Origin of the sequence: Roseivirga seohaensis, from assembly GCF_001592945.1 — a bacterium.
GTDB classification, from domain to species: Bacteria; Bacteroidota; Bacteroidia; order Cytophagales; family Cyclobacteriaceae; genus Roseivirga; species Roseivirga seohaensis.
Map to the genome: position 1 here is coordinate 134,243 of NZ_LRPB01000012.1, position 24,531 is coordinate 158,773.

Sequence of the window (24,531 nt, forward strand, 5' to 3'; positions counted from 1 at the left end):
TTTCGTCAGAGCGAAGTCAAACTAATAACAATCTAGCTTAATCTGCTTTCGGTTTTGGTAAAAGCTTAGGCTTTGATTATTATTCTTTTGGCAAATTTGATCAAGTACTTGCGTCACTCCTTTTTGCATGGTAATGGAGCCGCAAATCATAATTGTACCATTGTCTTTCAACGTTTGGGCAATAAATGGAGCATCTTTTTCTATGAGGCTTTGCACGTAAATTTTATCACAGCAACGGGAGTAGGCAGGCTTGAATGTTGTCAACTGATTGTCGGCCAAGGCGCCTTCAATGGTTTCTTTATAAATGTCGAATGAGTTGCCTGTTCGTCCCCCCCAATACAGATGAATTTCGTGTGCTCTGCCGTTACGGTTGATCATGCCTAAGAAAGGCGCAATACCAGTTCCGTTACTGATCATGATGGTACGCTTCGCCTTTTTAGGGAAATGAAAGGCTTTGTTTTGAAGCAGAAAGCCTTCGAGTGAATCGCCAATTTTTAATTCGTGCAAAAGTGTGGAACATAAACCGAGTTCATGCTTTTTTACACTGAGTAGGAGATTACCGTCTTTTGATTTTCCCAATGAATACAGACGCTCACGAGTACTGTTTTCAGGGTAAATGGCCAGTAAATCTCCCGACTCAAATTTCTTATTTCCTTCTTGCTTTAGCTCTATAAGTGCAGTGTTATCTTCCACATTAGAAGAAATGGCACGGTTGACGACTGTGAATTTCTGTGTCTTTTTTCGGGCAATAAGGTTGTCTGGTTTGGGCAATTCAATGGTTAGCCCTACTTTTTTGCCCCAAGGATTTATCCAGCTACTAAAAGCTTCAAAGGACTGATTGTTGACCGTATGTACTTCCAGCAATTGAGTGCTTAAAGGGTGTTTTCTTAGTAAATCATCAGTATCAAAAGCAAATTTGCAAAACTCTGGGTAGGCCAATGACCCAAAACCCACTACGGAAAAAGTGAAGTCATTTTTTGGTCTAAAATCTTTAATAAAAAGTTTCTTGAATTGAGCAGCATTGCTTGGCGCTTCGCCTTGGCCATAAGTTGCCGTAATCACCACCAAGTGCTCCATTTTCTTGAAATGGCTCAGTTTGTTCATGTCGGTGAGGTAAGAAGTTTGTTTGGCAGCTAGTAGTTGATCGTGCAGTAACTTGGCATACTTGCGCGTGGTTCCTCCTTCGGAACCTACAAGAATTACATACTTACACTGATCTTTGGGATAAGGGTTTTTGATTTTGGCGGCCCTTCTTTTTAGGGTAATGGCAAAGCCAGAATAAATAAAGAATGGCAATGTTAAGCTAGCCAAACCAAGAACAACAGACCATAGAATTGTTCCTTGACCAGTGTGAAGCATCATGGCCAATTCAGAAAACAAGGCCACAAAAGGGTAGGGCTGCTCACTTAACGCTTCACCCGTGAATTGATTCACGATAACTTCTTTTTTCTTCAGCTTTAAGAGGAAGTAATCTTCCACATCATCACTAAACGGAAATTCAATTGACCTGAAATTCTCTAAGGTGTTTTGATTGAAAACTTCGAAGTCGGCTGTGCTAATTTTTGGGCTGGCTTCAATGGCGTCATAATCTACAGCATGACTTATGTTTTCTTCGGGAATAATAGAAAACCTAAGCAGCGATAAGTAAGTACCCGAAAGCGAAATAACGATTAATGGGATAAGCGCCAGCCTACCTAAAATTGTATGATAATCATGGAGAAAACTGGTTTTTACCAGCTTGTTAAAGAACTGTTTAATTCCGCCTTGGCGTCTCAAAATTAAGGCTACACCCGAAGTTGCCATTAAGAAAAGTAGGAAAGAAGCTAGTCCAATAAAGAACCTACCAATGGTGCCTAGAAAGAGAGAGCGATGGAGGCTGGTAGCGAAATTAAAAATGGTTGCCTTCTCCTTTAACTCACCAATTTTTTCTCCGGTAAAAGGGTCGATGTAGAAGTTCTTGCTACCATTTTCACCAATCACAGAGGCTGTGATAAAACCATTTTTATCTGACGAAATGCTGAGCACTTCTTCGTATTTCCCATCTATATTACTGAGCAATTCGGCAATAGTAAGCTCAGAAGCCCCGCTGGGTTGGTAAGGTTGCGCCTTTTCAATTATAGGTTTGAAGGCCAAAATTACCCCGGTAATGGAAGCGATAAGAAGGAATAATGATGAAGATATAGCCAAAACAAGGTGGCTATATCTCCAAAAAGAAATGGTCATAAAGACTTTTGGATATTAATTTGGGATGATACGTACGTAACGGATGTACCCTTTTCCCTCGATTTTACTATTTACGCTTTCTGCATTTAAGCTCAATTCAGCATCGGTGACATGGTATTCCTGATTTTCCACAGCCGACTCAAACCTAATTTTATAGCCTGCATCAATTTTGGTTTCGTCAATCTCGAAAGCCAAAACTTGACGTTCTCCATTACCAATACTTGCGCCAGTAATGCCGTCTAGTTTTTCATTTTTCCCTGAAGAAAAAGCCCACCAGTTTTTAATGTCGCTGTACCATTCGCTATCATCGCCTTGAACGTATAAAGTGCGTTCGTACTCGCCTTCTGGGTTCATTAATGAAATCGCTACATAAGCGTCTTCTCCAGTGTAGTTAATCATTTGAACCAAGCATTTGTATTTCACGCTGCCAATGTCAGAGGTGAAAGCCATAGCTAAAACTGACCCTGCAATCAATAATATCTTTGTTCCGAATTGCTGTATGTTCAACATCTTATTTCGCTTTTAAGAATCCTAAATCCACCTTGTTGTTGGCTAGCTTTTCATTTTCCTGAGCTAAATCAAAAGCTGTTTCTTCAAACTCGGTAGTGCTGCTTTTGTCTGCTCCGATTGAGATTAGGTATTTCAAAATTTCATCGTCAGCAGCTTTCATTGCAGCAAGGTGTAAAACAGTTGCTCCTTCATTGTTTTTTGCGTTGACATCAATTTTCAAAGCATGTACCTTTTTCAATAAATCCAAGTCGTTTTTGTCAATGGCTAAATGGAAAAGTGTGCTTTTATCGCCCTGTTTTTTGCTAAGGTCAAGTCCTTTTGCCTGAAGTGATTTTAATTTTTTGTCAAAGTCAGCACTGTTGTTTTTGCTGTATGCACCAATCAAGTATTGGCCTAAGCTGTTGCCTTTCTCATCGGTTACTTTCACATCAGCACCTTTAGCAAGTAGGTAATCTACCACTTCAGCATTATTGCGCATTACCGCCATTGTCAAAGCTGATTGGCCTTCTTTATTCACATGGTTAATGTCTTTAGTTTTTTCTGCCAAGAAAGTTACCATTTCTAAGCTGTTTCTGCCTGCCGCGTTGATTAAAGGTGTGTTTCCGTTTGAATCCGCATCATTCACGTTCAAACCTTTACTTAAGAAGTAATTGTAAACGTCAAGGTTGGTATTTGATGCAGCGATTCTGTGTAAAGCAGAAACGCCTTCGTTTGTTTTTACTGCGGGGTTTAAGCCTAAGCTTTCAAGGTATTTGAAGTATTCCACCGTGTTTTCTCGGTTACTGCTCGCTATCAAAATGGCGTTTTCGCCTGTCACTTTGTTCTCACCGTATTTTACACCACGATCAACCAATTCTTCCAATAAATCGATGTTTCCGCTACGGGCTGCATAGTTGAACAAGCCGTTTCCATTTTTATCTAGCTCGTTCAGATCAAAACCTCTCAATTGGAAATAATCCAACATGCCATAGTTGGTCAAACGAGGGATAAGAATGTGAAGGATGTTCTTTCCTTCGGCTGTCTTCTGGTTTTTTAAATCCACTCCATTGGCTTCAAAGAAATCATAGATTTCTGGTGACTGCTGGCCGCCCGCAGCTGCAAATTGAGCTACTGTGTAGCCGTGTGAATCTCGGAGGTCTGTTTTTGCGCCTTGCGCCATTAGGTATTCCATTACCTCGATGTTGGCGCGAGAAGCTGCCCAGAAAATGTAGGTTCTTGAATCGTGCGTTCTCTTGTTTACAGAGTTGCCTTGCTCCACCAAGAACTGCACTGTTGAAAGTGGGTTGTTGTTCAGAATAGCATAAGTGGTGGCATCAAAACCACCGCTATTGGCTTGAAGTACGGAGTGACCTTTGGCCATATCAGCTTTAATGGCTTCTATGCTTGGTTTGGCCGCCCAGTATTTCGATTGAATAAATGGATTGTCGCCTTGCGCAGCGGCAAAGTTTAAACTTACCATAAACAGCATGGCTAAGGCAAAGGCTTTTGTTTTATTAAGGATTCTCATGGGGCTATTATATGTTGTAGTAGAAGAAAGCGGGCTTTCTTCTCTCAGTTCTTATTTAGACTTATTACAAATAGAATGCAAATATAGAGTCCAGAGTTTATGAACCAAGGGGGAAATGCAGCATAATTAAAATTTCACTAGTACTAGTGATTGGAGGTGTTGAGTCTTAAGAAATCACTCTCCAAACCACAAGTCCTTCGCTTTCCACATGGCGGGGTTGCGGTTTTCTTTTTTCCAAATTACCGATAGGGTAGTGCGTTGCGGAATGTTCTTCAACTCAATAAACTTTACATTTAAATCAAAGCCATATTGTAATGAAGTGGGTATGATAGCCACACCAAGCCCACGTTCTACCAATTTAAAAATGGTTTGGGCATGCACTGATTTATGCGATACGGTAGGAGTAAAACCTTGATCTTCGCAAATACTCATAATCATATCATAATAAAGCGGACTGTATTCGCTGGAGAAAAGAATGAAATGCTCGTCTGCCAATTGAGCTACATTCTTAAATTGCTTTTCGTTCATAAGGTGTTTTTTGGGCAGTACGATAGAAAAAGTATCTTCTAAAACGGGGTGCATATGAAACTCTTCAGGCACTCTGGAGAGCCGTACAAAACCAAAATCAAGCTCACCCTTTTCCAGTTTTTCTACCTGAACCTTATTCGACATTTCTTCCAAATTCACCTTTACCTCAGGCAATTGGGCATTCATTTTCACCATTAAGTCGGGCACTACGTTCTGCATAGCCGAGCCTATAAATCCGATTCTAATTTCACCTTGCTCGCCTGAATCAATTCGCTTTAACTCCTTTTTAACCCGTGCTAAATGGTTGTTTATAAATAGAGTTTCGTGCATTAAATGTTCGCCAGCAGTGGTTAAGCTTACTTTTCGTTTGGTGCGTTCAAATAACTTCACACCCAAAACTTCTTCCATTTGGCTAATCTGTCTGCTCAAACCGGGCTGAGAGATGAACAGTCTTTCTGCCGCCTTTCTGTAATTAAGTTCTTCGGCTACCGCCATAAAATACTTAAGGTGCCTAAATTCCAACTGATAACTCATAGTTATTAAGTATTGATAAAATTGGTATTTATAATTATTAAAAGTAAGACTTACTTTCGTATTAGAAAACAGGTTTCTCATACGCCCCTAAGGATCTCCTATTTTACATTGCTCTAAACTACTAGCTGTGTAGATTCCTTAGCGGGTTTTTTTGTTTAACACACATCATTCATGGAAAGAGGAATATTTTTATACGGTGAAGAACACTTGACCGTAGGCAAGGCGCTTGCCATTTGTGCTGGAGAAATTGCTGGAGATTTGAGTGTAGAAGCCAGGGCCAAGGTGGTAAAAAGTCAGCAGACCGTTGAAGAAATTGTAGCCAAGGGAAAGGCCGTTTATGGAATCAATACTGGGTTTGGCCCGCTTTGTACCACCCTTATTTCCGAAGAGAAAACAAGGCTGTTGCAAGAAAATATTCTCAAAAGCCACAGTGTGGGCGTTGGCGAATCGGTGCCAGATGACATCTCAAAACTGATGCTCATTCTTAAAATGAATTCCCTAGCACAAGGTTATTCTGGTATTGCCGAAACTACCTTGGATCGCATCAAATGGCATATTGATAATGATATTATTCCAGTAGTGCCTAGTCAAGGTTCTGTAGGAGCTTCTGGAGATTTGGCTCCATTGTCTCACCTCTTCCTTCCCTTAATTGGTTTGGGGGAAGTTATGGAGAACGGAAAAAAGTATGATACACTTAGTGTCTTACACAAGCATGGTTTAGCGCCATTAGAATTGGGTCCAAAAGAAGGCTTGGCACTGATTAATGGCACGCAATTTATTTTGGCCTATGCGGTGAAAGTCGTTGATAGACTTCATAATTGCCTCGACCATGCCGATTTGATTGGCGCCATGATGGTAGAAGCGCTGTTAGGTTCTTCGAAACCATTCAGACCAGAATTGCATGAATTGCGTCCGTTTAAAGGAAACCAACATGTGGCCGCTCGAATGACGGCTTTGCTTAGCGATTCCGAAGTAATGACTTCACACGCTAACTGCACTAGGGTGCAAGACCCTTATTCTTTGCGCTGTATTCCACAGGTACATGGGGCTTCGCGAAATGCTTGGTTGCATTTGAAAGAGTTAGTTGAAATTGAACTCAATTCAGTTACTGATAATCCTGTTATTTTCGATGTAGACTTGACCATTAGTGGAGGTAATTTCCACGGTCAGCCTTTGGCCATGGCTTTAGATTACGCCTGTTTGGCTGCTTCGGAAATCGGTAATATTTCCGACCGAAGGATTTACCTTTCCCTTGAAGGGACAGTAGATAATGTGCCGAAATTGCTGATGAAGGAAACAGGTATCAATTCAGGTTTTATGATTCCGCAGTACACCACAGCCGCTTTGGCGAGTGAAAACAAAGGCTTGTGTTTCCCTGCGAGTGCCGACAGTATTCCAACTTCATTAGGTCAAGAGGACCACGTAAGTATGGGCTCTATTGGAGGAAGAAAGGCCTACCAAGTGATAGGAAATGTAGAAAAAATATTGGGCATCGAACTGCTTTGTGCTGCGCAGGCACTTGACTTTCATCGTCCCTTAAAATCAAGTAAAATTATTGGAGAAATGCACGACTTGGTCATAAAGCAAGTGACGCATGCCACGGTAGACAGGGTTTTCGCTCTAGACATAGAAAAAACCATCAACATAGTGAAAGAGGGAGCATTACTTTCTGTCGTTCGCCAAGAAGAAAATTATAGTACACTCAAAACTAACCATCATGAATTATTCGAAGTTTATTGAGCAATACGCCAACCATCCGCATTATAAAGCACCAACTGGCAATCAGCTTCATGCTAAATCGTGGCAAACCGAAGCACCATTGCGTATGCTTTTGAATAACTTAGATGCTGATGTGGCTGAAGACCCTTCAAAATTGGTGGTCTATGGTGGAAATGGCCAAGCAGCCAGAAACCCGGAAGCACTGAAAAAAATTATTGAATGCCTTTTGAAACTAGAAGACGACCAAAGTCTTTTGGTGCAGTCGGGAAAGGCGGTTGGTATTATCCCAACACATCCTCAAGCGCCACGCGTGCTGATTGCGAATAGCAATTTGGTGCCAGAATGGGCCAATTGGGAGCATTTCAATGAATTGAAAGAACGCGGCCTGATGATGTATGGTCAAATGACGGCTGGAAGCTGGATTTACATCGGAAGCCAAGGAATTCTTCAAGGCACCTATGAAACATTTGTGGCCTGTGGCATCAAGCATTTTCAAGGTGATTTGAAACATAAGCTGGTGGTTACTGGTGGTTTAGGTGGAATGGGGGGCGCTCAGCCTTTGGCCGCTACTTTAGCCGGAGCCACCTTCTTGGGGGTTGACAAAGACCCGGTTCGAATTAAAAAACGTTTGGATACACGCTACATCGATAAAATGACCGATTCTTATGAAGAAGCCAGAGATTGGGCTTTGGATGCCAAGGAAAAGGGAGAAGCCATTTCCATCGGTTTGGTAGGCGATATTGGTGATGTGCTCGAAAAACTTTTAGCCGATAATGTGATTCCTGAGATTCTTACGGATCAAACTTCTGCCCACGACCCGATCAACGGCTATATCCCTAATGGATATACCTTGGAAGAAGCCGATAAACTGAGAGCTGAAGATTCTAAAACCTACAAAGCAAAGTCGTTGAAGAGTATGGCCAGGCACGTTGGTTTTATGCTAGAAATGCAAAAACGAGGTTCCATTACCTTCGATTATGGAAATAATTTGCGTGAATTTGCTCGTCAGGGTGGAGAGGCCAATGCCTTCGATTTCCCGGGTTTTGTCCCAGCTTATATTCGTCCTTTGTTCTGTGAAGGAAAAGGCCCGTTCCGTTGGGCTGCGCTTTCTGGCGACCCGGAAGATATTTATACCACCGACCAAGCGTTGATGGAAGCATTTCCAGAAAATCATCATTTGATCAATTGGTTGAAGCAAGCCAGAGAGCGAGTAGCCTTCCAAGGTTTGCCATGTAGAATCTGCTGGTTGGGCTTGGGCGAGCGTAAAAAAGCAGGGCTTATTTTCAATGAATTGGTAAGAACAGGAAAAGTAAAAGCGCCAATCGTTATAGGTCGCGATCACTTGGATTGTGGCTCTGTGGCTTCGCCTAACCGCGAAACCGAAGGTATGTTAGATGGTAGTGATGCGGTGTCGGATTGGACATTGCTGAACCTAATGGGCAACACTAGTGGAGGTGCTACTTGGGTATCTTTCCATCATGGTGGAGGCGTTGGAATGGGCTATTCGCAACATGCAGGTATGGTAGTTTTGGCCGATGGCACCGCGCGTGCAGAAAAATGTTTGGAGCGCGTGCTTCACATTGATCCTGCAATGGGCGTTATTCGTCATGCAGATGCAGGCTATGACCTCGCTCAAGAAAAAAGCGATGAGTTTGGTTTGACACTTTAACTGTCACGTGAACAAATAGGGTTTGTCAAAACCTTTTCATCCTGAGCCTTTTGGGCGAAGGAACTAAGAGCTAAAAGTAGCTATTTTTAGACCCTTCGTTCCTCAGGGAAAGAAAATAACTTATAGGGAATTTGAACATAGAATCGATAAATATGGAGTGTTACTTTTTAAGAGTGACTCAAACTCAAATCGATTCGTATCTAATTGTTTAACAATGAACACCTACAAACTAATCGGTCCATTTAAGCAGGTTTTGCCCATGACGGGCTTGCCTTTGAGTGGTGCTTTAAAAGACGAACAACTGAATGTTTTGGAGGATAAAGTCGGAATTCTTCTGCAAGGAGAAACCATTGCCAAAACTGGAGATTTCGATACGCTTTTAAACGAATCCAAAATTATTGGTGCCGAAGTGGTGGAACTCGATGGTGATTTTGTGGCCTTGCCGGGCTTTATCGATTCGCATACCCACATCTGCTCTTCGGGCAGCCGAGCACGTGATTATGCTTTTCGAAACTCAGGAAAAACCTATTTAGAAATGGCCGAGCTTGGTGGTGGAATTTGGTACACCGTAACCCAAACGCGAAATGCTTCGCAAAAAGAATTGGAGGCTGGAATTGCCGAACGAGCCAGTCGCCATTTGTCGGAAGGAGTCACTACCATTGAAACCAAAAGCGGCTATGGACTTACTGTGGATGAAGAGTTGAAAATGCTTCGCGCCATTCAAGCTGTCAATGAAAAGCACGCTGCCGATTTAGTATCTACATGCTTGGCGGCCCATATGCATCCGAAGGATTTTGAAGGCTCGAAAACGGAATATTTGGAATTAATTAGCTCACAATTATTTCCAATTTTGAAGGAAGAAAAATTGGCCAATCGCATCGATATCTTTGTGGAATCGGGCGCTTTTTCACCCCAAGAAGCAAAGCCTTATTTAGAAAAAGCCAAAGCAATGGGCTTTTCGATCACCATTCATGCCGATCAGTTTTCAACGGGTGGAAGTCAATTGGCGGTAGAAGCAGGGGCAGTAAGTGCTGATCATTTAGAGGCCAGTACAGATAAAGAAGTTGAAATATTAGCCAAGAGCAACACGATTGCCACCGCACTTCCTGGTGCTACTTTGGGTTTGGGTTGTGCCTATACGCCTGCCCGTAAATTATTGAATGCCGGTGTCTGTTTAGCCATTGCCAGCGATTGGAACCCCGGTTCGGCTCCTATGGGCGATCTGCTTATGCAAGCTGCGGTATTGGGTTCAGCAGAAAAGCTCTCTAATGCTGAAGTGTTGGCAGGTATTACTGTTCGCGCGGCAGCGGCTTTAGAATTAACTGATCGAGGAACTTTAGCGGAAGGAGCTTTGGCTGATTTGGCGATTTTTCCTTGTAATAATTATCAAGAAATTCTTTATCAACAAGGCAAGCTAAAACCTGCAATGGTTTATAAAAGAGGTCAAAAAATCTGAACCCATGAACGCACTGAAGCCCGCAGACCTGTCGCTTTGGAAAGGCCGAAAAGATGAAAATCTTGGACGACCTAACTATTGGTATGAAATGGTGAAAGTGTCTTCGTTGGAGACGTTAAAACCTTCTGCCAATAAGCAATTGGCCATTTTAGGCTATGCGGTAGATGAAGGGGTAAAGCGGAATCAGGGAAGGGTTGGAGCGATTGATGGCCCAGATGCCATCCGTAAAATGCTTGCCATTCTTCCAAACCATTTTCAGCAACTAACTGATATTCTAGATTTTGGAAATGTAGTTTGCACTGACGAAGATTTAGACGCAACGCACAGCCACTTAAGTAAGGCTGTAAGTCAGTTGTTGAGCCAAGGTGTATTTCCAATTTTATTGGGCGGGGGCCATGATATTGCTTATGCGCATTATACCGGAATTCGTCAGTTTTTAGATGGGCAGGAGAAGAGCCAAACCATCGGAATTATTAATATCGATGCACACTTCGACCTAAGAAGTAATAAAAACGGCAATACTTCTGGAACGCCCTTTTTTCAAATCGCACAAGATTGTAAGGCCAAAAATCAGGCATTCGAATATTGCTGTTTAGGTATTCAGCGGTCTGCAAATACGCAAACGCTTTTCAATACGGCAGATGAATTGGGAGTTACCTATTTAGAGAATACAGAATACACCATCGAACATTGGAGCGAAGTAAAAAGCTGCTTGAATGGCTTTCTTCAAAAGGTAGATAAGGTCTATTTGACGATCGACTTGGATGGTTTTTCATCGGCTTATGCGCCCGGAGTGAGTGCCCCTTCTCCAATGGGATTCTCGCCTGATATTGTACTGAAAACACTCGATGTATTGATTGAATCTCAAAAACTGATCAGTGTAGATTTAGCCGAATTGAGTCCAAAGTATGACCAAGATAACGCTACTGCAAGATTGGCAGCTAGGTTGGTGCATTATATGGTTTCTCGTTGAGGCTTAACGCTGATTTTCTAAAGAAATCTCCAAGGGTAGAATCCATTTAGCGTTACCGAAAAATGGTTTTTCCTGCGCTGCTAAATCTACATTCGGATCGATAATGTACTGGTAGGCTCTTCCGTTAAGCGAAGCCAAAGCTTGTGCGTAAACTTCAACATCTACGCCCATTCGGCCATATTCCTCTTTCAAAAACTTAGCAAACTTCCAGATCATTTGTGGGTTTCCGTCCATTTTTCGCTCCTGCCAATTTTGTAGGTAACCTCCAATATTGACTTCAATGAGCTCATCAGTAGCTTTGTTTTTTACCATAAACTCGGTTCTCCCATCTTTGCTTCTCAATTTCATGTGCCAAGCATATTTATGACCCTCCTCTGTCCAATGTACGTTTCCCTTAATAAGTAAATGGCGCATGGGTAGAAAAATCTGAATAGCGAAGAAAATTCCCAACCCGTATAAAATTACCTTCTGGTATTTTTGGTTAGGGGTAAAGTCATTGGTTTCCTGAGTTTCATCGCCTTTGAATCCGATTTTCTGAATAAGCTTTCTTGGCCAATTGGGGCTAAAGTATAAGCTTGTAGCGGCAATCATAAACCATGGAAAAATACCGATTTCGAAGAGTTCTACATTCATTAAATGGAAGAGGCAAATGGCAATAAAGCCAATTAATCGGGTGCGTTTGAATAGTAGAACAGGTACAACTGCTAAATCTAGTAATAGGCCAGAATATGACATTATCATGACCATCCAATGCTCTGTAAAGTATTGGCCAATGATGGGGAAGTTAAGATCGCCTAAAAGCCAATCTTTGAGTGGATAGCCTCGAAGCCAGTCAGCATTAATCTTGGCAATACCACCAAAGAAGTACGGAATACCTACCGTAAGTCGGATCAACCAAAGGTTCCAACTGGCATTGTAGGGGCTTTTTATACCCTTAAAAATTTTATAATCAATAGAAAAGCTACGGTGGGCTGGAATAAAAATGAGAATAAAACTGACGATAATAACCAAATAGAAATGGTTGAGGTAACGTGCCTGCTCTAAAAGAAAAGTATAAGTAAAGAGCAAGAAGAACAGAACGGTGCTGATTCTATACAGAAAGCCTATGGTGATGAAAATGGCCAATGCACCCAAAACATACCAAAGTATATACATTCCATTTTCAGACAATGGACTTAGATTGAATGGGGTGTAAGCGAAGTTGAAATAAGGAGTGACCCAATAGCGATCAATCCAATTGTACTTGAAATAACGAGTTACCTCCCAAAACATAATGCCTCCAAACATTATTCTGAAAAGCACAATCGAAGCATTGTCAATGGGCGAGAAAAGGTTTTTTAATTTGCCTTTCCCAAGTATTTCAGATATTTCTCCTTTACAAATTTGCATTGAATAAGATTGGATTGTACTCGTGGAGCAAATCCTAGAATATGTTTTGGAACTCTAAAATACAGAAGCTTTTCTAATTCACCCATTTAACCATCGCTTTCTAACATTCTGGACGGAAACGTGTTTCTATTACATTATCTGATTTTTTATGATGGGAATAAAAACATGGTGGAAATTACTGAAGCAGGCATTTAAAGGCTGGAACGAGGACGAAGCTTTTCGTCAAAGTGCAATTGTGGCTTACTACTCAATTTTTTCTCTGCCGGGGCTTCTGATATTGCTAATCTCCATTGGAGGGGCTGTGTATGGTCAGGAGGCTGTTCAGGGTCGTTTGGTGAATGAAATTTCTGGAATGATTGGTTATGAAGCTGCACAGAGCATTGAAAATATGGTGGTCAGTTCTTACAGGAGCGACTCAGGTTTTATTATGCGAGCTGTGGGAATTGGTATTTTACTATTTGGTGCTACTACGGTTTTCTTTCAATTGCAAAAGTCGCTCAACAATATTTGGCGTGTTGAACAAAAGCCTGGGAGTGGAATTAAGAGGCTTATTTTCGATCGCGCCTATTCCTTAGGACTTATTTTGGCCATTGGTTTCTTACTGTTAATATCGCTAGTGATCTCTGCTGTATTGGCTGCCATTAGCGAATGGATGAGTCGTCAATTTCCGGAATACTTACTTGTGTTGGTGAAAGTGACAGATTTTGCCATTACACTTGGGATGGCCACCATACTTTTTGCCTTGGTGTTTAAGGTATTGCCTGATGTGAGTGTGAACTGGAAAAGTGTTTGGTCTGGTGCGTTTTTTACGGCCATATTATTCATTATCGGTAAGTTCGTTTTGAGCTTTTATTTTGGTCAGGCCGAACCAGCTTCATCTTATGGAGCAGCAGGGAGTGTCGTTCTTATCATGCTTTGGATTAACTATACTTGCTTAATTATGTTTTTTGGAGCCGAGTTTACCCAAGCTTTTGCCGAACACAAAGGTTATAGGTTTAAACCTGCCGAGCATGCCAGGTGGAAAGCGCGGTACGAGAAAGATAAAGAGAAGTCTGGCGATTAAAAGTTTAGACCACTTTTAATAAATAGTCCTGAATCATTTGGAGCGTTTCCGTTTTACGCTCATGCATGGCCATATGAGCGGTTTCTGGTAAAATGTAACCGTCAACATTTACTCGTTCTTCAATATGCTTTTCGGCTATTTCTAAAGGAACACGATCATCGTTGGCTCCACCAATAAATAAAGTTTGAAACGGAAGGCTTTTCCAAAGCTCAAACCTGTCTTTTCTTATCTTCATGGCTTCGGTGTAAGCGATAATGGTGTCTAAGGAACTTTGTAAACCGATTGAAGTGGCTAAATCGATTTCTTCCTTTAGCTCCTCTTTTCTTTTTGAATAAAAAAGTGACGGAATAAAGGGGCCAATGAATTTTGAAAGCGGATGCTTTTTCAGAAATAAAATGGATTTATTTCTTCTGTGCTTCGCTTCTTCATCATCGGCCAGAGCGGTAGAGTTGAACAAGCCTAGTCCTTGAATAAGGTTAGGATGTCTTTCAGCCAAAGCCAAGGCCACATATCCACCCAATGAATGACCAATAACTACGCATTTTTCCACCTTGATTTCAGATAGAAAACCAGCTAATTCATCAGCGACTTCCTCTAAAGTAATGCCTTTGTTCGGTAACGTAGATTCTCCAAAACCGGGTAAATCGGGGCAAATGATTTGAAAGTGTTCTGTTAGCTTATTGGCATAAGGAAACCACATGGATTTGTTTTCGCAAAAACCATGAATGAGAATAACCGGAAAATCTTCGCCTTGAATTGTTGCCTTAATTGCTGGCATGAACTGTTTTAGCAAGCTTAACACCCATCATTTCGCGCACAGCATTGGCAATTCCTGCCTCATCAAAATCACATTCGGCATGTAATTGCTCTTGAGTTCCATGTTCTATTATGGCATCTGGAATACCCAAACGCTTAATTTGAGCACTGTAGTTATTGTCGGCCATAAACTCTAAAATGGCACTACCAAAACCACCAACTAAACAACCATCCTCTACAGTTACTACTTTCTTGAAGTTTCTGAAAATGTCGTGAAGTAATTCTTCGTCTAAAGGTTTTACAAAACGCATGTCGTAATGCGCTGGATCTAAACCTTCGTTGCTCAACATTTCTCTTACTTTATAAACGTAATTACCAATGTGGCCAATTGTAAGTATCGCTATGTCTTTCCCATCGGCAATTTTTCTACCTGTACCAATGGTAACTTTCTCCATTTTGGTACGCCATTCAGGCATTACACCTTGGCCTCTTGGGTAACGAATAGTAAAAGCTTCGCCTTCTCTAGGAAGTTGAGAAGTGTACATTAAGTTTCTTAATTCTGCCTCATTCATTGGGGCAGCCACAATCATATTTGGAATGCAGCGCATGTAGGCGATGTCATAAGCGCCATGGTGAGTTGGGCCATCGGCACCTGCAAAGCCCGCCCTGTCTAAAAAGAAGTTTACAGGTAAATTTTGAATGCAGACATCATGAATTACCTGATCGTAAGCGCGCTGCATAAACGAGCTGTAAATGTTACAGAAAGGAATAAGCCCTTGAGTGGCTAGCCCTGCTGAAAAAGTAACAGCATGTTGCTCTGCAATTCCTACATCAAAAGCCCTGTCTGGCATGGCTTTCATCATAATATTCATCGAAGAACCAGAAGGCATGGCAGGCGTTATGCCCATGATTTTGTCGTTCTTTTCAGCGAGTTCCACCAAAGTATGACCGAAAACATCTTGATATTTAGGTGCTTCGGGCTTATCGCTAACTTTTTTGAAAACTTCTCCTGTTACTTTATCAAACTTGCCCGGTGCATGCCATGTAGTGGCATTACCTTCTTCGGCAGGTTTGTAGCCTTTTCCTTTTACGGTTACACAATGTAAAATTTTTGGACCTGGAATTTTCATCAGGTCGGTCATAACACTGGTTAGGTGATGAACATCGTGGCCATCTACTGGGCCAAAATACCTAAGGTTGAGCGACTCAAAAAGATTACTTTGCTTTAAAAGCATGCTCTTCATCGAGTTTTCAACCTTAGAAATAATCTCTTGTGCACTTTTTCCGAACTTGGAGAACTTACTTAGTAACCTCCAAACGTCATCTTTTACCTTATTATAAGTTTGTGAAGTCGTTACATCCGTCAAGTAATCTTTTAAAGCCCCAACATTAGGATCTATAGACATGCAGTTATCATTGAGGATAATAAGCAGGTTGCTATTAGAAACCCCAGCGTGGTTCATGGCTTCAAAGGCAAGGCCTCCTGTCATGGCGCCATCGCCAATTACAGCAATATGATGACGGTTATCTTTTTTGTATTGGTTGGCCATGGCCATACCCAAAGCGGCAGAAATAGAAGTAGAAGAGTGGCCTACTCCAAAAGCATCATACTCACTTTCTTTTCTTTTTGGGAAGCCCGAAAGGCCTTTATAAATTCGGTTTGATTGGAAAGAATCTCTTCTTCCGGTTAATATTTTATGTCCGTATGCTTGATGCCCAACATCCCAAATGAGCTGGTCTGTAGGTGTGTTAAACACATAATGAAGTGCTACAGTAAGCTCTACTACACCCAATGAAGCACCAAAATGGCCTCCGTAAACAGATACGTTGTCAATAATAAATTGTCTTAATTCATCACAAACCTGAACAAGGTCAGCTTGATCTAATTTTTTAAGATCATCAGGTGAATCAATTTTACTAAGCAGCTTTCCCGGTTGTATCAGCATTTGATTTTGGACTAAATGAATTGAGAACTTAAATACGCACGAATTGTTTGAGCCGGATTTTTTTGAAGGAACAAAATTAGAAAATATTTTGAGTTAGTCGGCTTCATTCTCCTAATCCTTATATATTTGGTTCATAACAATTAAGAATCTTTGAGTTTCGAAATAAAACTACCGCTTTTTGAGGGTCCATTCGATCTTTTACTCTTCTTTATTCAGAGGGATGAGTTGGATATTAACGACATCCCGATCAACAAGATAACCAAAGATTTTTTGGATTACCTCCATCATTTAGAACAATTGAATGTGGAGGTGGCGAGCGAGTTTATTTTAGTGGCGGCTACTTTAATGCGTATTAAGGTGAAAATGCTTTTACCACGCCCTGTATTAGATGAAGAAGGGAATGAGGTTGACCCTAGAGATGAATTGGTTCGGCATTTACTTGAGTACAAAAAGTATAAGTCTGTGGTGGAAAGTCTTGCCCAAATGGAGAATGACCGCATGCAGATGGAATCGCGAGGCAATGTTTTGCGTGAGCTCAAAAAGTTATCGGAAGGCAATAATGTTGAATCCGAAATGCAACACTTGGACCTCTATAAACTACTTAAGGTTTTTCAGAAAGTAGTGAGTCGCTATGAGGTAGAGCAAAACAAACCAAAGCATGAGGTAATTCAATATCCTTATACCATTTCATCGCAGCGAGACTTTATTATGGCTAAGCTTAGTGAAACTCCTCGAATTTCATTTGTCGAACTCATTCAGCTAGAACCTAACAAAATCGCGGTAATTTTTAACTTTCTATCCATCTTAGATTTACTCCAAATGAGAGAAATCACTATGCATTTGGGTGAAGGCTTCAACAATTTTTGGATTGAAAAGGTTGAAGAAGAGTTGGTAGAAAAATAATGGAAGTAGACTCAAAAAAAGCGCTTCGTACTTTAAATCCTAAAAATGTCTGGCTTCCAGTAATTATAGGTTTGGCTATTGTGGTTTTTATCGCACTGCGCGATGATAAACTCAATGACGAATCTTTGCAGTCCATGTTAAGGATATCTGTTTTGGCCATTGTTTTGGCTTTTCTTTTTCTAATTTCTAAAGACCTTTTAAATACAGCCCGAGTAAAGTTAGTAGGGGGAGAATCGTTTACAGCAAAGGATGCACTTCGTATTGTTTTTCTCTGGGAATTTGCCGTGGCAGTTGTTCCTCCACTTATCGGGCCCATTGCTGTGGTGGTTTATATCATTCATAAACATGGTGTAGATGTAGGTAGAGCTTTGGCTTTTGCCTTGCTCTTGGCTATGATGGATAACATCTTTTTTCTTACCGCTTCTCCTATTGCTTTACTCTTAACTAATGGTGCTGCCTTGCCGCAGTCCGAGCTGATTCAAAATGAATTGGGGGGAAGCCTGTCGTATTTCTTTTACCTAAGTTATGGCCTCATTGCTTTTTACATATCGTTTAAAATTTCGGCTTTACTTCTATTTCCTTCGGTAGTAAAAAATCTTTTACAACGAATTTCTAGGTGGTCATTTTTGAAAAAGTGGGGAGAACGTTTATCGAATAGAGCCGATGAACTTTATGAGGTATCAAAAGAATTAAGGGGTAAATCTGTTGCCTTTTGGCTAAAATTAATTGGGCTCACTTATGCCATTTGGATTGTTAAGTTTGGAGTATTAAATATGCTTGTGGTGGGCTTTGTTCCTATTAGTATAGATGAACATTTTATGCTTCTGAGCCGACATCTGATTATGTGGTTGGTGATGCTTGTTTCGCCAACGCCTGGCAGCGCGGGAACAGCCGAGTACATTTTTCCTGCTTTTTTCGAGGATTTTTTAGGTGAATACACCTTTGTGGCTAGCTTGATTTGGCGCCTGATCAGTTTTTATCCTTATCTAATTATTGGTGCTTTGATTTTGCCCGGCTGGATAAAGAAGTTGGTGGTAAAAACGAAATAAAAAAAGCGGCCATTAGCCGCTTTCTTATTCTTTATAAGGAAGGTAATCCTTAGAATCTTTCGAATTGAGAGAAGAAGAAGCTTCCTTCAATTGCTGCGTTTTCATCAGAATCTGAACCGTGTACTGCGTTGGCAGAAATTGATGTTGCATATTTTTTTCTGATAGTACCCTCTTCTGCATCGGCAGGGTTGGTTGCGCCTATTAGCTTTCTGAAATCGGCAACGGCATTATCTTTTTCAAGAATAGCAGCTACGATTGGCCCAGAAGACATGTATTCGCAAAGCTCACCATAGAAAGGTCTTTCACTGTGTACTTCGTAAAATTTACCAGCGATTTCAGCGCTTAATTTTACATATTTCATTGCTACGATTTTGAAGCCAGCTTCTTCAATCATATTCAAAATTCCACCAATGTTACCTGCTTCTACAGCGTCAGGCTTAACCATTGTAAACGTTCTGTTTGTTGCCATTCTAATTATGTGCTTGTTGTATTTTCTTAATTTGGCTGCAAAAATAGAAGATTAATTCGGATGCTCTAACCTGATTCTTAATATTTTAACTTATTTAACAATAGGTTAATCACTGTTAAATCATTGTTTTAGAAGCTTATTCTTATCAACTTTGCCGGCTGACTGATATACTGCTTTGGCAGTATTTGTTGTTAATGGGAGATATAAATTCTTTAATCAAACAGCTGAATACCCCGAATAAAATTGTGATTACTACACATCACAAGCCTGATGCCGATGCTTTAGGTTCTTCTTTGGGGATGGCTAACTACCTTATTAAAAAGGGACACAACGTTAAGGTGATCACGCCAAGTGACTACCCGGGATTCTTGAATTGGATGAAAGGGAACGATAACGTTTTGGTTTATTCTGATGAGAATTCAGAGCAAGTTCAACGCTTTATTAACGAGGCTGATACTATAATCACACTCGATTTTTCTGTTTTACACAGAATTAACGAAATGGGTGAAATGGTTAGGAATGCTAAAGCCTTTAAAGTAAACGTAGATCACCACCTAGAGCCAGAAGATTTTGCAGACTACAGACTGTGGAACACTAAAGCGGCTTCGACCTGCGAACTTTGTTTTGAGTTAATTGTGATGTTGGGCGATAAGGCCTTGATTGATAAGGATATTGCAGAGTGTCTTTATGCGGGAATAATGACTGATACTGGCGGTTTTCGTCACCCAAATACCACGCAAAATGTTCATGAAGTGGTGGCTGAATTGATAGGCATTGGAGCCGATAACGCCAAAATTGCTAAAGAAATTTATGACACCAACTCTCTTAACAGACTTAAATTTTTAGGTTTCGCACTAAGTCAAAAACTTGAGATTCTCCCTGAATTTCATACGGCCTACTTTGCCATTACAAATGATGAACTCAACCGGTTTGAATCGAAAACTGGAGATACTGAAGGTTTAGTGAATTATGCCCTTTCTCTTGAAGGAATTGTTTTGGCGGTTTTGTTTAAAGATAGTGGTGACGGCATAAAAATGTCATTCCGATCAATAGGTGAGTTTCCTGCCAACGAAATTGCTTCTAAATATTTTAATGGAGGAGGCCATAGAAATGCAGCTGGAGGTAAAACCGAAGGAACACTTGAAGAAACGGTAGATAAATTCAAGTCGATTTTGAAAGATTACAAACCTTTGCTAGATAGCGAAAGGAAAAAATAACCACTTAATTGAGGTAAAACACAAGGATAAAATTAGATATGAATAGGATGAATAAATACATTGTGGTAATGATTGCCCTTATTGGGTTCTCTGGCTGTAAGCCTGAGGTGAAGTTTATTGAGTCAGAGCCGGGTGTTCAGTACAGGTTAGTTGACGAACGAGATGGGAAAAAATTGGGCCCCAATCAAGCCATGTTGTTAGACCTTAATAGTGTTTATAAAGATTCTGTAGTAATTAACCCTAAACCAGTTGGGGGCTTCTTTATCAACCCAGTTACGGGTGTCCCTCCTATGTTGGGTAAAATTCTTCAGCCTTTGGGCGAAGGAGATAGTGTGCAAATCAAGTTTGATTTAGCACAATACTCAATGTTAACAGGTATGCCTATTACTCCAGATTTAGATACTGCCGAATCTGTCTTCATGAATATTAGAGTGCTTGAAATTAATGATGAACAAGCTTTTGTTGAGCGAGCGCAGACCGAAATTGAAAGAGAAAGTGCAAAACAGTTAGAGAAAGACAAAGCAATAATTGAAGAGTACCTAGCAGAAAATAACTTGACAGCCGAAAGTACTGAAGAAGGCCTTTACTATATTATTAAAAAGGAGGGTAACGGACCTAAACCACAAGCGGGTCAAACGGTTTCGATTGACTATGTAGTTCAATTATTGGATGGAACGTATATTGATACAAGCCATAAATCCGTTGCAGAAGAGCATGATTTTTACAACCCTCAAAGAGAGCCTTACGAGCCATATACATTTCCTTTAGGGCAAAAAGCCGTAATTGCGGGATGGGATGTAGGTATTCCTTATTTGAATAAAGGTGCAAGTGCCATTTTCTTTGTTCCTTCGGGATTGGCCTATGGTCCAGAATCAAGACCTGGTAGCCCAATTCCTCCAAATGGAATTTTGATGTTTGAGGTTGAGTTGGTTGACATTAAGAATTAAAAAATAAACTGATGAAAACGATTAGAATTTTCTTGGTGTTGGGCATTGTAGCCTTGGCTTTTAGCGCGTGTAAGCCAGAAGAGGTTTTCGATACAGAAGAGCAATTTGTTAGAGATACTGTTTTAATTAAGCAGTATTTAGCTGATAATAATCTTGAGGCAGAAGTAGATGAAAGCGGTATTCGCTATATAATTACCGAACAAGGAACAGGTGAGAATGCCAAATTTGGATCAACTGTATTGGTAAAGTATACTGGCTACTTATTGGACGGTACCACATTCGACACCAATGTTGGTGGTGCAGATTCTTTTGATTTTGTGATTGGTCAAGGTTCTGTAGTGCAAGGCTGGGATATTGCTTTTAAGCTATTTAATAAAGGAACTGAAGCTACTATATTTATTCCATCAAAATATGGTTATGGTAATGTTGGAAACTTGTTCATTCCTGCTAATTCAGTATTAATCTTTGAGGTACGTGTAGTAGATATATTGGGCAACGATTAAGGTTTTGTTGTCGAAGAATTTGTAAACGGGGTCGCTTTTCTAAAGGCGCCCCGTTTTTATTTGTAGTGCTTAACTCTTCTTGAAATAGAGTTTCATAAGTTCATTACTCATTGGGCGTTTCCAGCGCATTTCGCTATTACTAACTTCTATTTCCCAATTTGTACGGGTGCTTTTTTCATCGCTGATTAATGTAAGGGTAGGTGAGTGAGCATCCATTTGCCAAATGCCTGTTTCTACTAAGGCTCCTTCTTTATCAAGCTTTTTGTAGCGTCTGTCCCAACCGAAGCTGTAAGTAGTTTTCTCAAGCAAATATTCAGAAATTACTTTGCCAGTAGCTGGGTCTATGCCATTGGCAATTGTAATCTCCCAACTACCGACAATCATGTCCCAAGCCGCCATTGGTTTTTACTCACTTTTACCAGGCTTATGTTCACTTTATTTTCTTCTTCAATTCTCTGCAAAGTCATTTTTTCACCCTGAAATGAAATATTAAAAGGACCGTAAGGGTCAATTCCCGCTTCGGTTGATTGTAATAAAGTGTTCTGCTGGTCATCGTAAACCCAACTGCCCAAATCGTTTTGAAGCCAGCCATTTCCTGAGGTGTAGGTGCCATCTGCTTCAAACAAAATCCATTTGGCGGTTGGGCTTAGGTTTTTGTCGTTCACCAAAACCTTTTCAATTACCCATAATCCTGTAATAGGCGGAGGCGTGAATGAAATATTACCTGTTTTCTCATTTACAATTTGTGAGACATTTTGTGCATTGCATGGCCTAATAAGAATAACAGATAGAAGCAGAATCAATAAATATTTCATTAGTGCCAAGAGTAAATAGATGTATAAGTGAAATTAGAGGATTTGCCTTGTCCTTCAAAATCCATTTCATGCCTTTAAATTTTCTTATCTTCGTTTTCAAATTAAAAGAATATGAAAAGAAAGAATATAGCACTTTTCGCTTTGTTGGCCATGGGCTTTTGGGCTTGTCAATCGGGAGAAAATGTAACTGAAGAAAAAGTATTTATCGATACGCTGACCATTGATCGGCATTTGAGTGTATTGGCTTCGGATGATTTTATGGGCAGAAAACCTTTCACCGAAGGAGAAGAAAAAACGATTCACTACTTAGAGTCAGAGCTAAAAGCGATGGGCTTGAAACCCGGAAATGGTAATAGTTATTTTCAGGAAGTGCCTTTGGTGGAGATTACAGGAACGCAATCGCCAACCATGACCGTAACAGGGCAAGGAAAAGCAATGAGTTTCGAAACGGGTAACGATGTAGTAATCTATACCGAAAGGGTAGAGGAAGAAGTTTCTGTTAAGGATTCTGAACTGGTATACGCAGGTTTTGGTATTGTGGCACCTGAATATGGATGGAATGATTATGAAGGGATAGACGTAAAAGGGAAAACGGTAGTCGTTTTGGTAAATGACCCTGGCTTTGGGTCGGGCGATAGCACCTTCTTTAAAGGGGACCAAATGACTTACTATGGCCGATGGACATACAAATATGAAGAGGCAGCCCGACAAGGAGCGGCTGGGGTTCTGATTGTGCACGAAACCGTTCCGGCTGGTTATCCATGGTTGGTGGTTCAAAGTTCTTGGACAGGTGCAAAGCTAAATTTAGACGATGCCAATCCGCCCTATAAATGTGCCATTCAAGGATGGATTACTAGAAATACAGCAGTTCAATTGTTTCAAGCCGCTGGAATTAAAGATTACTCAGGAATTGCGAAAACAAAAGGTTTTAAACCACTGGCCTTGGGTTTGAAAGCCTCAATGAGTGTTCAGAATGAAATTAAAAGAGATATGTCGCATAATGTGGTGGCCATGCTTGAAGGAACAAAACGCCCTGATGAATATGTGATTTATTCTGCCCACTGGGATCATTTGGGGGTAGGGGAGCCAGTAGATGGCGATTCTATTTATAATGGCGCCCACGATAATGCCAGTGGAACTGTAGGCTTGCTTACTATAGCCGAAACTTTTGCTAAAATGGAAACTAAGCCTGAACGATCTGTGGTATTTTTATTTGTAACGGCAGAAGAACAAGGTTTACTGGGTTCAGCGTATTATGCTCAGAACCCGCTTTTCCCAGCCAATCAAAGTGTAGCAAACATTAATATTGATGGACTTCCGGCCTATGGCGAAATGAAGGATTTGACTATAACAGGCTATGGACAATCGGAACTAGATAATTACGCAAAGGCCGAAGCTGACAAGCAGGGGCGTTATGTAATCCCCGATCCTGACCCAGCAAAAGGTTATTTCTTCCGTTCCGATCATTTTAATTTTGCAAAAATTGGTATTCCGGCCTTGTATGCTTCGGGTTCTTATGAGTCGAAAGAAAAGGGAGTGGAGTTTATTGAAAAGAAAACGCAAGAGTATTTAGATATTCGATACCACCAGCAAGCCGACAATTATTTGCCTGAAGAGTGGGATTTGAAAGGAATTGCCCAAGATGCTGTGCTACTGTTTAATGTTGGCAATAAGTTGGCGAATGAGACTTACTTTCCTAAGTGGAATGAAGGGTCGGAGTTTAAAGCGAAACGAGATGAGGATATGAGTTTGAAAAAGAAGTAATTCCTTTTTCACAGTAAAAGCAAAGGCCGATTGATTATTCAGTCGGCCTTTGTTTTTGCTTTATTTTTTCACTTCTAGCAATTCAATTTTAAACTTTAAGTTGGAGTTAGGAGGAATTCGAGTTGACCCTATATTCTGGTAGGCATACACTGAAGGAATAAAGAAAGTGCCACTGCCGCCCTCTGTTAGTATTTGGGTAGAAATATCGAAACCTAAAATAACCATGCCTCGGCCAGCTATAAAGCCAAAACGTTCATAAGTTCTGTTTGGGTTGAAAATACCATTGTTTGTGGCTACTTGTTCCAGATTGGTGTCTACAAGGGTGCCATCTAAAAGGTAGAGTTCATAATTAACATAGACAGTATCGTCTAGGGCTACTGTTTTTCCATTCCCCTCTGTATCGATAATGTATCTTATATCCGTTTCGTGAATTTGAACGGTTAAATTATTGGTAGTAATATAGCTATCGATTGTAGCAAGATCGATTGGCAATTGTACATTGGGGTCGTATGAGGGACCAAAATCATCTGAACAAGATTGCGTTATGGCCATTATAGCAAGTGCTCCCAGCAAAATTTTTATTCCTTTCAT

22 protein-coding genes are annotated in these 24,531 nt (G+C 40.7%); 11 read left to right on the forward strand and 11 right to left on the reverse strand.

Translation table 11 applies throughout. The features are described from left to right. Positions 1 to 21: 21 nt before the first annotated feature. The 4 genes from AWW67_RS05800 to AWW67_RS05815 all read right to left on the reverse strand — a co-directional run bounded on the left by AWW67_RS05800 (position 22) and on the right by AWW67_RS05815 (position 5,302). Complete coding sequence (locus AWW67_RS05800; protein ID WP_062300658.1) at positions 22 to 2,223, reverse strand: PepSY domain-containing protein; 2,202 nt, start codon at positions 2,221 to 2,223, stop codon at positions 22 to 24. Between the two features lie 15 nt (positions 2,224 to 2,238). Then, on the reverse strand, positions 2,239 to 2,733 hold the full coding sequence (locus tag AWW67_RS05805; protein ID WP_062300659.1) for a DUF2271 domain-containing protein: 495 nt from the start codon (positions 2,731 to 2,733) through the stop codon (positions 2,239 to 2,241). A gap of 1 nt (position 2,734) precedes the next feature. Further along, positions 2,735 to 4,240, reverse strand: coding sequence for an ankyrin repeat domain-containing protein (locus tag AWW67_RS05810; protein WP_062300660.1), 1,506 nt, complete (start codon positions 4,238 to 4,240; stop codon positions 2,735 to 2,737). 174 nt (positions 4,241 to 4,414) lie between these two features. Then, positions 4,415 to 5,302 (reverse strand): LysR family transcriptional regulator, encoded by an 888-nt coding sequence (locus AWW67_RS05815; RefSeq protein WP_062300661.1) that lies wholly within the window; start codon positions 5,300 to 5,302, stop codon positions 4,415 to 4,417. A gap of 171 nt (positions 5,303 to 5,473) precedes the next feature. Here AWW67_RS05815 and hutH point away from each other — a divergent pair, with 171 nt between their 5' ends. From hutH to hutG, 4 genes are all read left to right on the forward strand, one after another. After that, positions 5,474 to 7,042 carry a histidine ammonia-lyase gene (hutH, locus tag AWW67_RS05820; protein WP_062300662.1) on the forward strand — a complete coding sequence of 523 codons (1,569 nt, stop codon included), beginning with the start codon at positions 5,474 to 5,476 and terminating at the stop codon, positions 7,040 to 7,042. After that, positions 7,020 to 8,690 carry a urocanate hydratase gene (hutU, locus tag AWW67_RS05825; RefSeq protein ID WP_062300663.1) on the forward strand — a complete coding sequence of 557 codons (1,671 nt, stop codon included), beginning with the start codon at positions 7,020 to 7,022 and terminating at the stop codon, positions 8,688 to 8,690. The genes hutH and hutU overlap by 23 nt, the downstream gene beginning before the upstream one ends. Before the next feature lie 214 nt (positions 8,691 to 8,904). Then, entirely contained in the window at positions 8,905 to 10,146 is a 1,242-nt protein-coding gene (hutI, locus tag AWW67_RS05830) for an imidazolonepropionase (protein ID WP_062300664.1), read from the forward strand. A 4-nt stretch (positions 10,147 to 10,150) separates the two neighbouring features. Next, positions 10,151 to 11,119 carry a formimidoylglutamase gene (gene hutG, locus AWW67_RS05835; protein WP_062300665.1) on the forward strand — a complete coding sequence of 323 codons (969 nt, stop codon included), beginning with the start codon at positions 10,151 to 10,153 and terminating at the stop codon, positions 11,117 to 11,119. Positions 11,120 to 11,122: 3 nt separating this feature from the next. On the opposite strand, the gene AWW67_RS05840 is transcribed toward hutG, so the two are convergent. After that, positions 11,123 to 12,508, reverse strand: coding sequence for an HTTM domain-containing protein (locus AWW67_RS05840; protein ID WP_062300666.1), 1,386 nt, complete (start codon positions 12,506 to 12,508; stop codon positions 11,123 to 11,125). A 148-nt stretch (positions 12,509 to 12,656) separates the two neighbouring features. Here AWW67_RS05840 and AWW67_RS05845 point away from each other — a divergent pair, with 148 nt between their 5' ends. Next, positions 12,657 to 13,571, forward strand: coding sequence for a YihY/virulence factor BrkB family protein (locus tag AWW67_RS05845; RefSeq protein WP_053223606.1), 915 nt, complete (start codon positions 12,657 to 12,659; stop codon positions 13,569 to 13,571). Positions 13,572 to 13,575: 4 nt separating this feature from the next. Here AWW67_RS05845 and AWW67_RS05850 read toward each other — a convergent pair whose 3' ends face one another. Further along, positions 13,576 to 14,349 (reverse strand): alpha/beta fold hydrolase, encoded by a 774-nt coding sequence (locus AWW67_RS05850; RefSeq protein WP_062300667.1) that lies wholly within the window; start codon positions 14,347 to 14,349, stop codon positions 13,576 to 13,578. After that, positions 14,336 to 16,273, reverse strand: coding sequence for a 1-deoxy-D-xylulose-5-phosphate synthase (gene dxs, locus AWW67_RS05855; RefSeq protein WP_062300668.1), 1,938 nt, complete (start codon positions 16,271 to 16,273; stop codon positions 14,336 to 14,338). Before dxs ends, AWW67_RS05850 begins: the two co-directional genes overlap by 14 nt. 150 nt (positions 16,274 to 16,423) lie before the next feature. Here dxs and AWW67_RS05860 point away from each other — a divergent pair, with 150 nt between their 5' ends. Together AWW67_RS05860 and AWW67_RS05865 are read left to right on the forward strand one after the other, a co-directional pair. Then, positions 16,424 to 17,176, forward strand: coding sequence for a segregation and condensation protein A (locus AWW67_RS05860; RefSeq protein ID WP_062300669.1), 753 nt, complete (start codon positions 16,424 to 16,426; stop codon positions 17,174 to 17,176). Continuing rightward, positions 17,176 to 18,225, forward strand: a complete 1,050-nt coding sequence (locus AWW67_RS05865; protein ID WP_062300670.1) for a lysylphosphatidylglycerol synthase transmembrane domain-containing protein — start codon at positions 17,176 to 17,178, stop codon at positions 18,223 to 18,225. Before AWW67_RS05860 ends, AWW67_RS05865 begins: the two co-directional genes overlap by 1 nt. A 49-nt stretch (positions 18,226 to 18,274) precedes the next feature. Here the strand turns inward: AWW67_RS05865 and AWW67_RS05870 are convergent, their stop codons facing one another. Next, a complete protein-coding gene (locus tag AWW67_RS05870; protein ID WP_053223610.1) occupies positions 18,275 to 18,694 on the reverse strand; it encodes a nucleoside-diphosphate kinase in 420 nt (139 codons plus the stop codon). Between the two features lie 194 nt (positions 18,695 to 18,888). Here AWW67_RS05870 and AWW67_RS05875 point away from each other — a divergent pair, with 194 nt between their 5' ends. The 3 genes from AWW67_RS05875 to AWW67_RS05885 are packed head-to-tail and all read left to right on the forward strand — an operon-like array spanning position 18,889 to position 21,361. Continuing rightward, entirely contained in the window at positions 18,889 to 19,911 is a 1,023-nt protein-coding gene (locus AWW67_RS05875; RefSeq protein WP_053223611.1) for a DHH family phosphoesterase, read from the forward strand. Between the two features lie 47 nt (positions 19,912 to 19,958). Continuing rightward, positions 19,959 to 20,858 carry an FKBP-type peptidyl-prolyl cis-trans isomerase gene (locus AWW67_RS05880; RefSeq protein ID WP_062300671.1) on the forward strand — a complete coding sequence of 300 codons (900 nt, stop codon included), beginning with the start codon at positions 19,959 to 19,961 and terminating at the stop codon, positions 20,856 to 20,858. An 11-nt stretch (positions 20,859 to 20,869) separates the two neighbouring features. Next, positions 20,870 to 21,361: an FKBP-type peptidyl-prolyl cis-trans isomerase gene (locus tag AWW67_RS05885; RefSeq protein WP_062300672.1), complete on the forward strand. Its 492-nt coding sequence runs from the start codon at positions 20,870 to 20,872 to the stop codon at positions 21,359 to 21,361. A 69-nt stretch (positions 21,362 to 21,430) separates the two neighbouring features. Here AWW67_RS05885 and AWW67_RS05890 read toward each other — a convergent pair whose 3' ends face one another. Beyond that, positions 21,431 to 21,760 carry a hypothetical protein gene (locus AWW67_RS05890; RefSeq protein ID WP_141655387.1) on the reverse strand — a complete coding sequence of 110 codons (330 nt, stop codon included), beginning with the start codon at positions 21,758 to 21,760 and terminating at the stop codon, positions 21,431 to 21,433. After that, the gene (locus AWW67_RS05895) at positions 21,742 to 22,176 is read right to left on the reverse strand and encodes a hypothetical protein (RefSeq protein WP_062300674.1); all 435 of its coding nucleotides are present in this window, start codon (positions 22,174 to 22,176) and stop codon (positions 21,742 to 21,744) included. The genes AWW67_RS05890 and AWW67_RS05895 overlap by 19 nt, the downstream gene beginning before the upstream one ends. A 111-nt stretch (positions 22,177 to 22,287) precedes the next feature. Between AWW67_RS05895 and AWW67_RS05900 the strand changes: the two genes are divergently transcribed. Beyond that, complete coding sequence (locus tag AWW67_RS05900; RefSeq protein WP_062300675.1) at positions 22,288 to 23,940, forward strand: M28 family metallopeptidase; 1,653 nt, start codon at positions 22,288 to 22,290, stop codon at positions 23,938 to 23,940. 60 nt (positions 23,941 to 24,000) lie between these two features. Here AWW67_RS05900 and AWW67_RS05905 read toward each other — a convergent pair whose 3' ends face one another. Then, positions 24,001 to 24,531, reverse strand: coding sequence for an FKBP-type peptidyl-prolyl cis-trans isomerase (locus AWW67_RS05905; protein ID WP_062300676.1), 531 nt, complete (start codon positions 24,529 to 24,531; stop codon positions 24,001 to 24,003).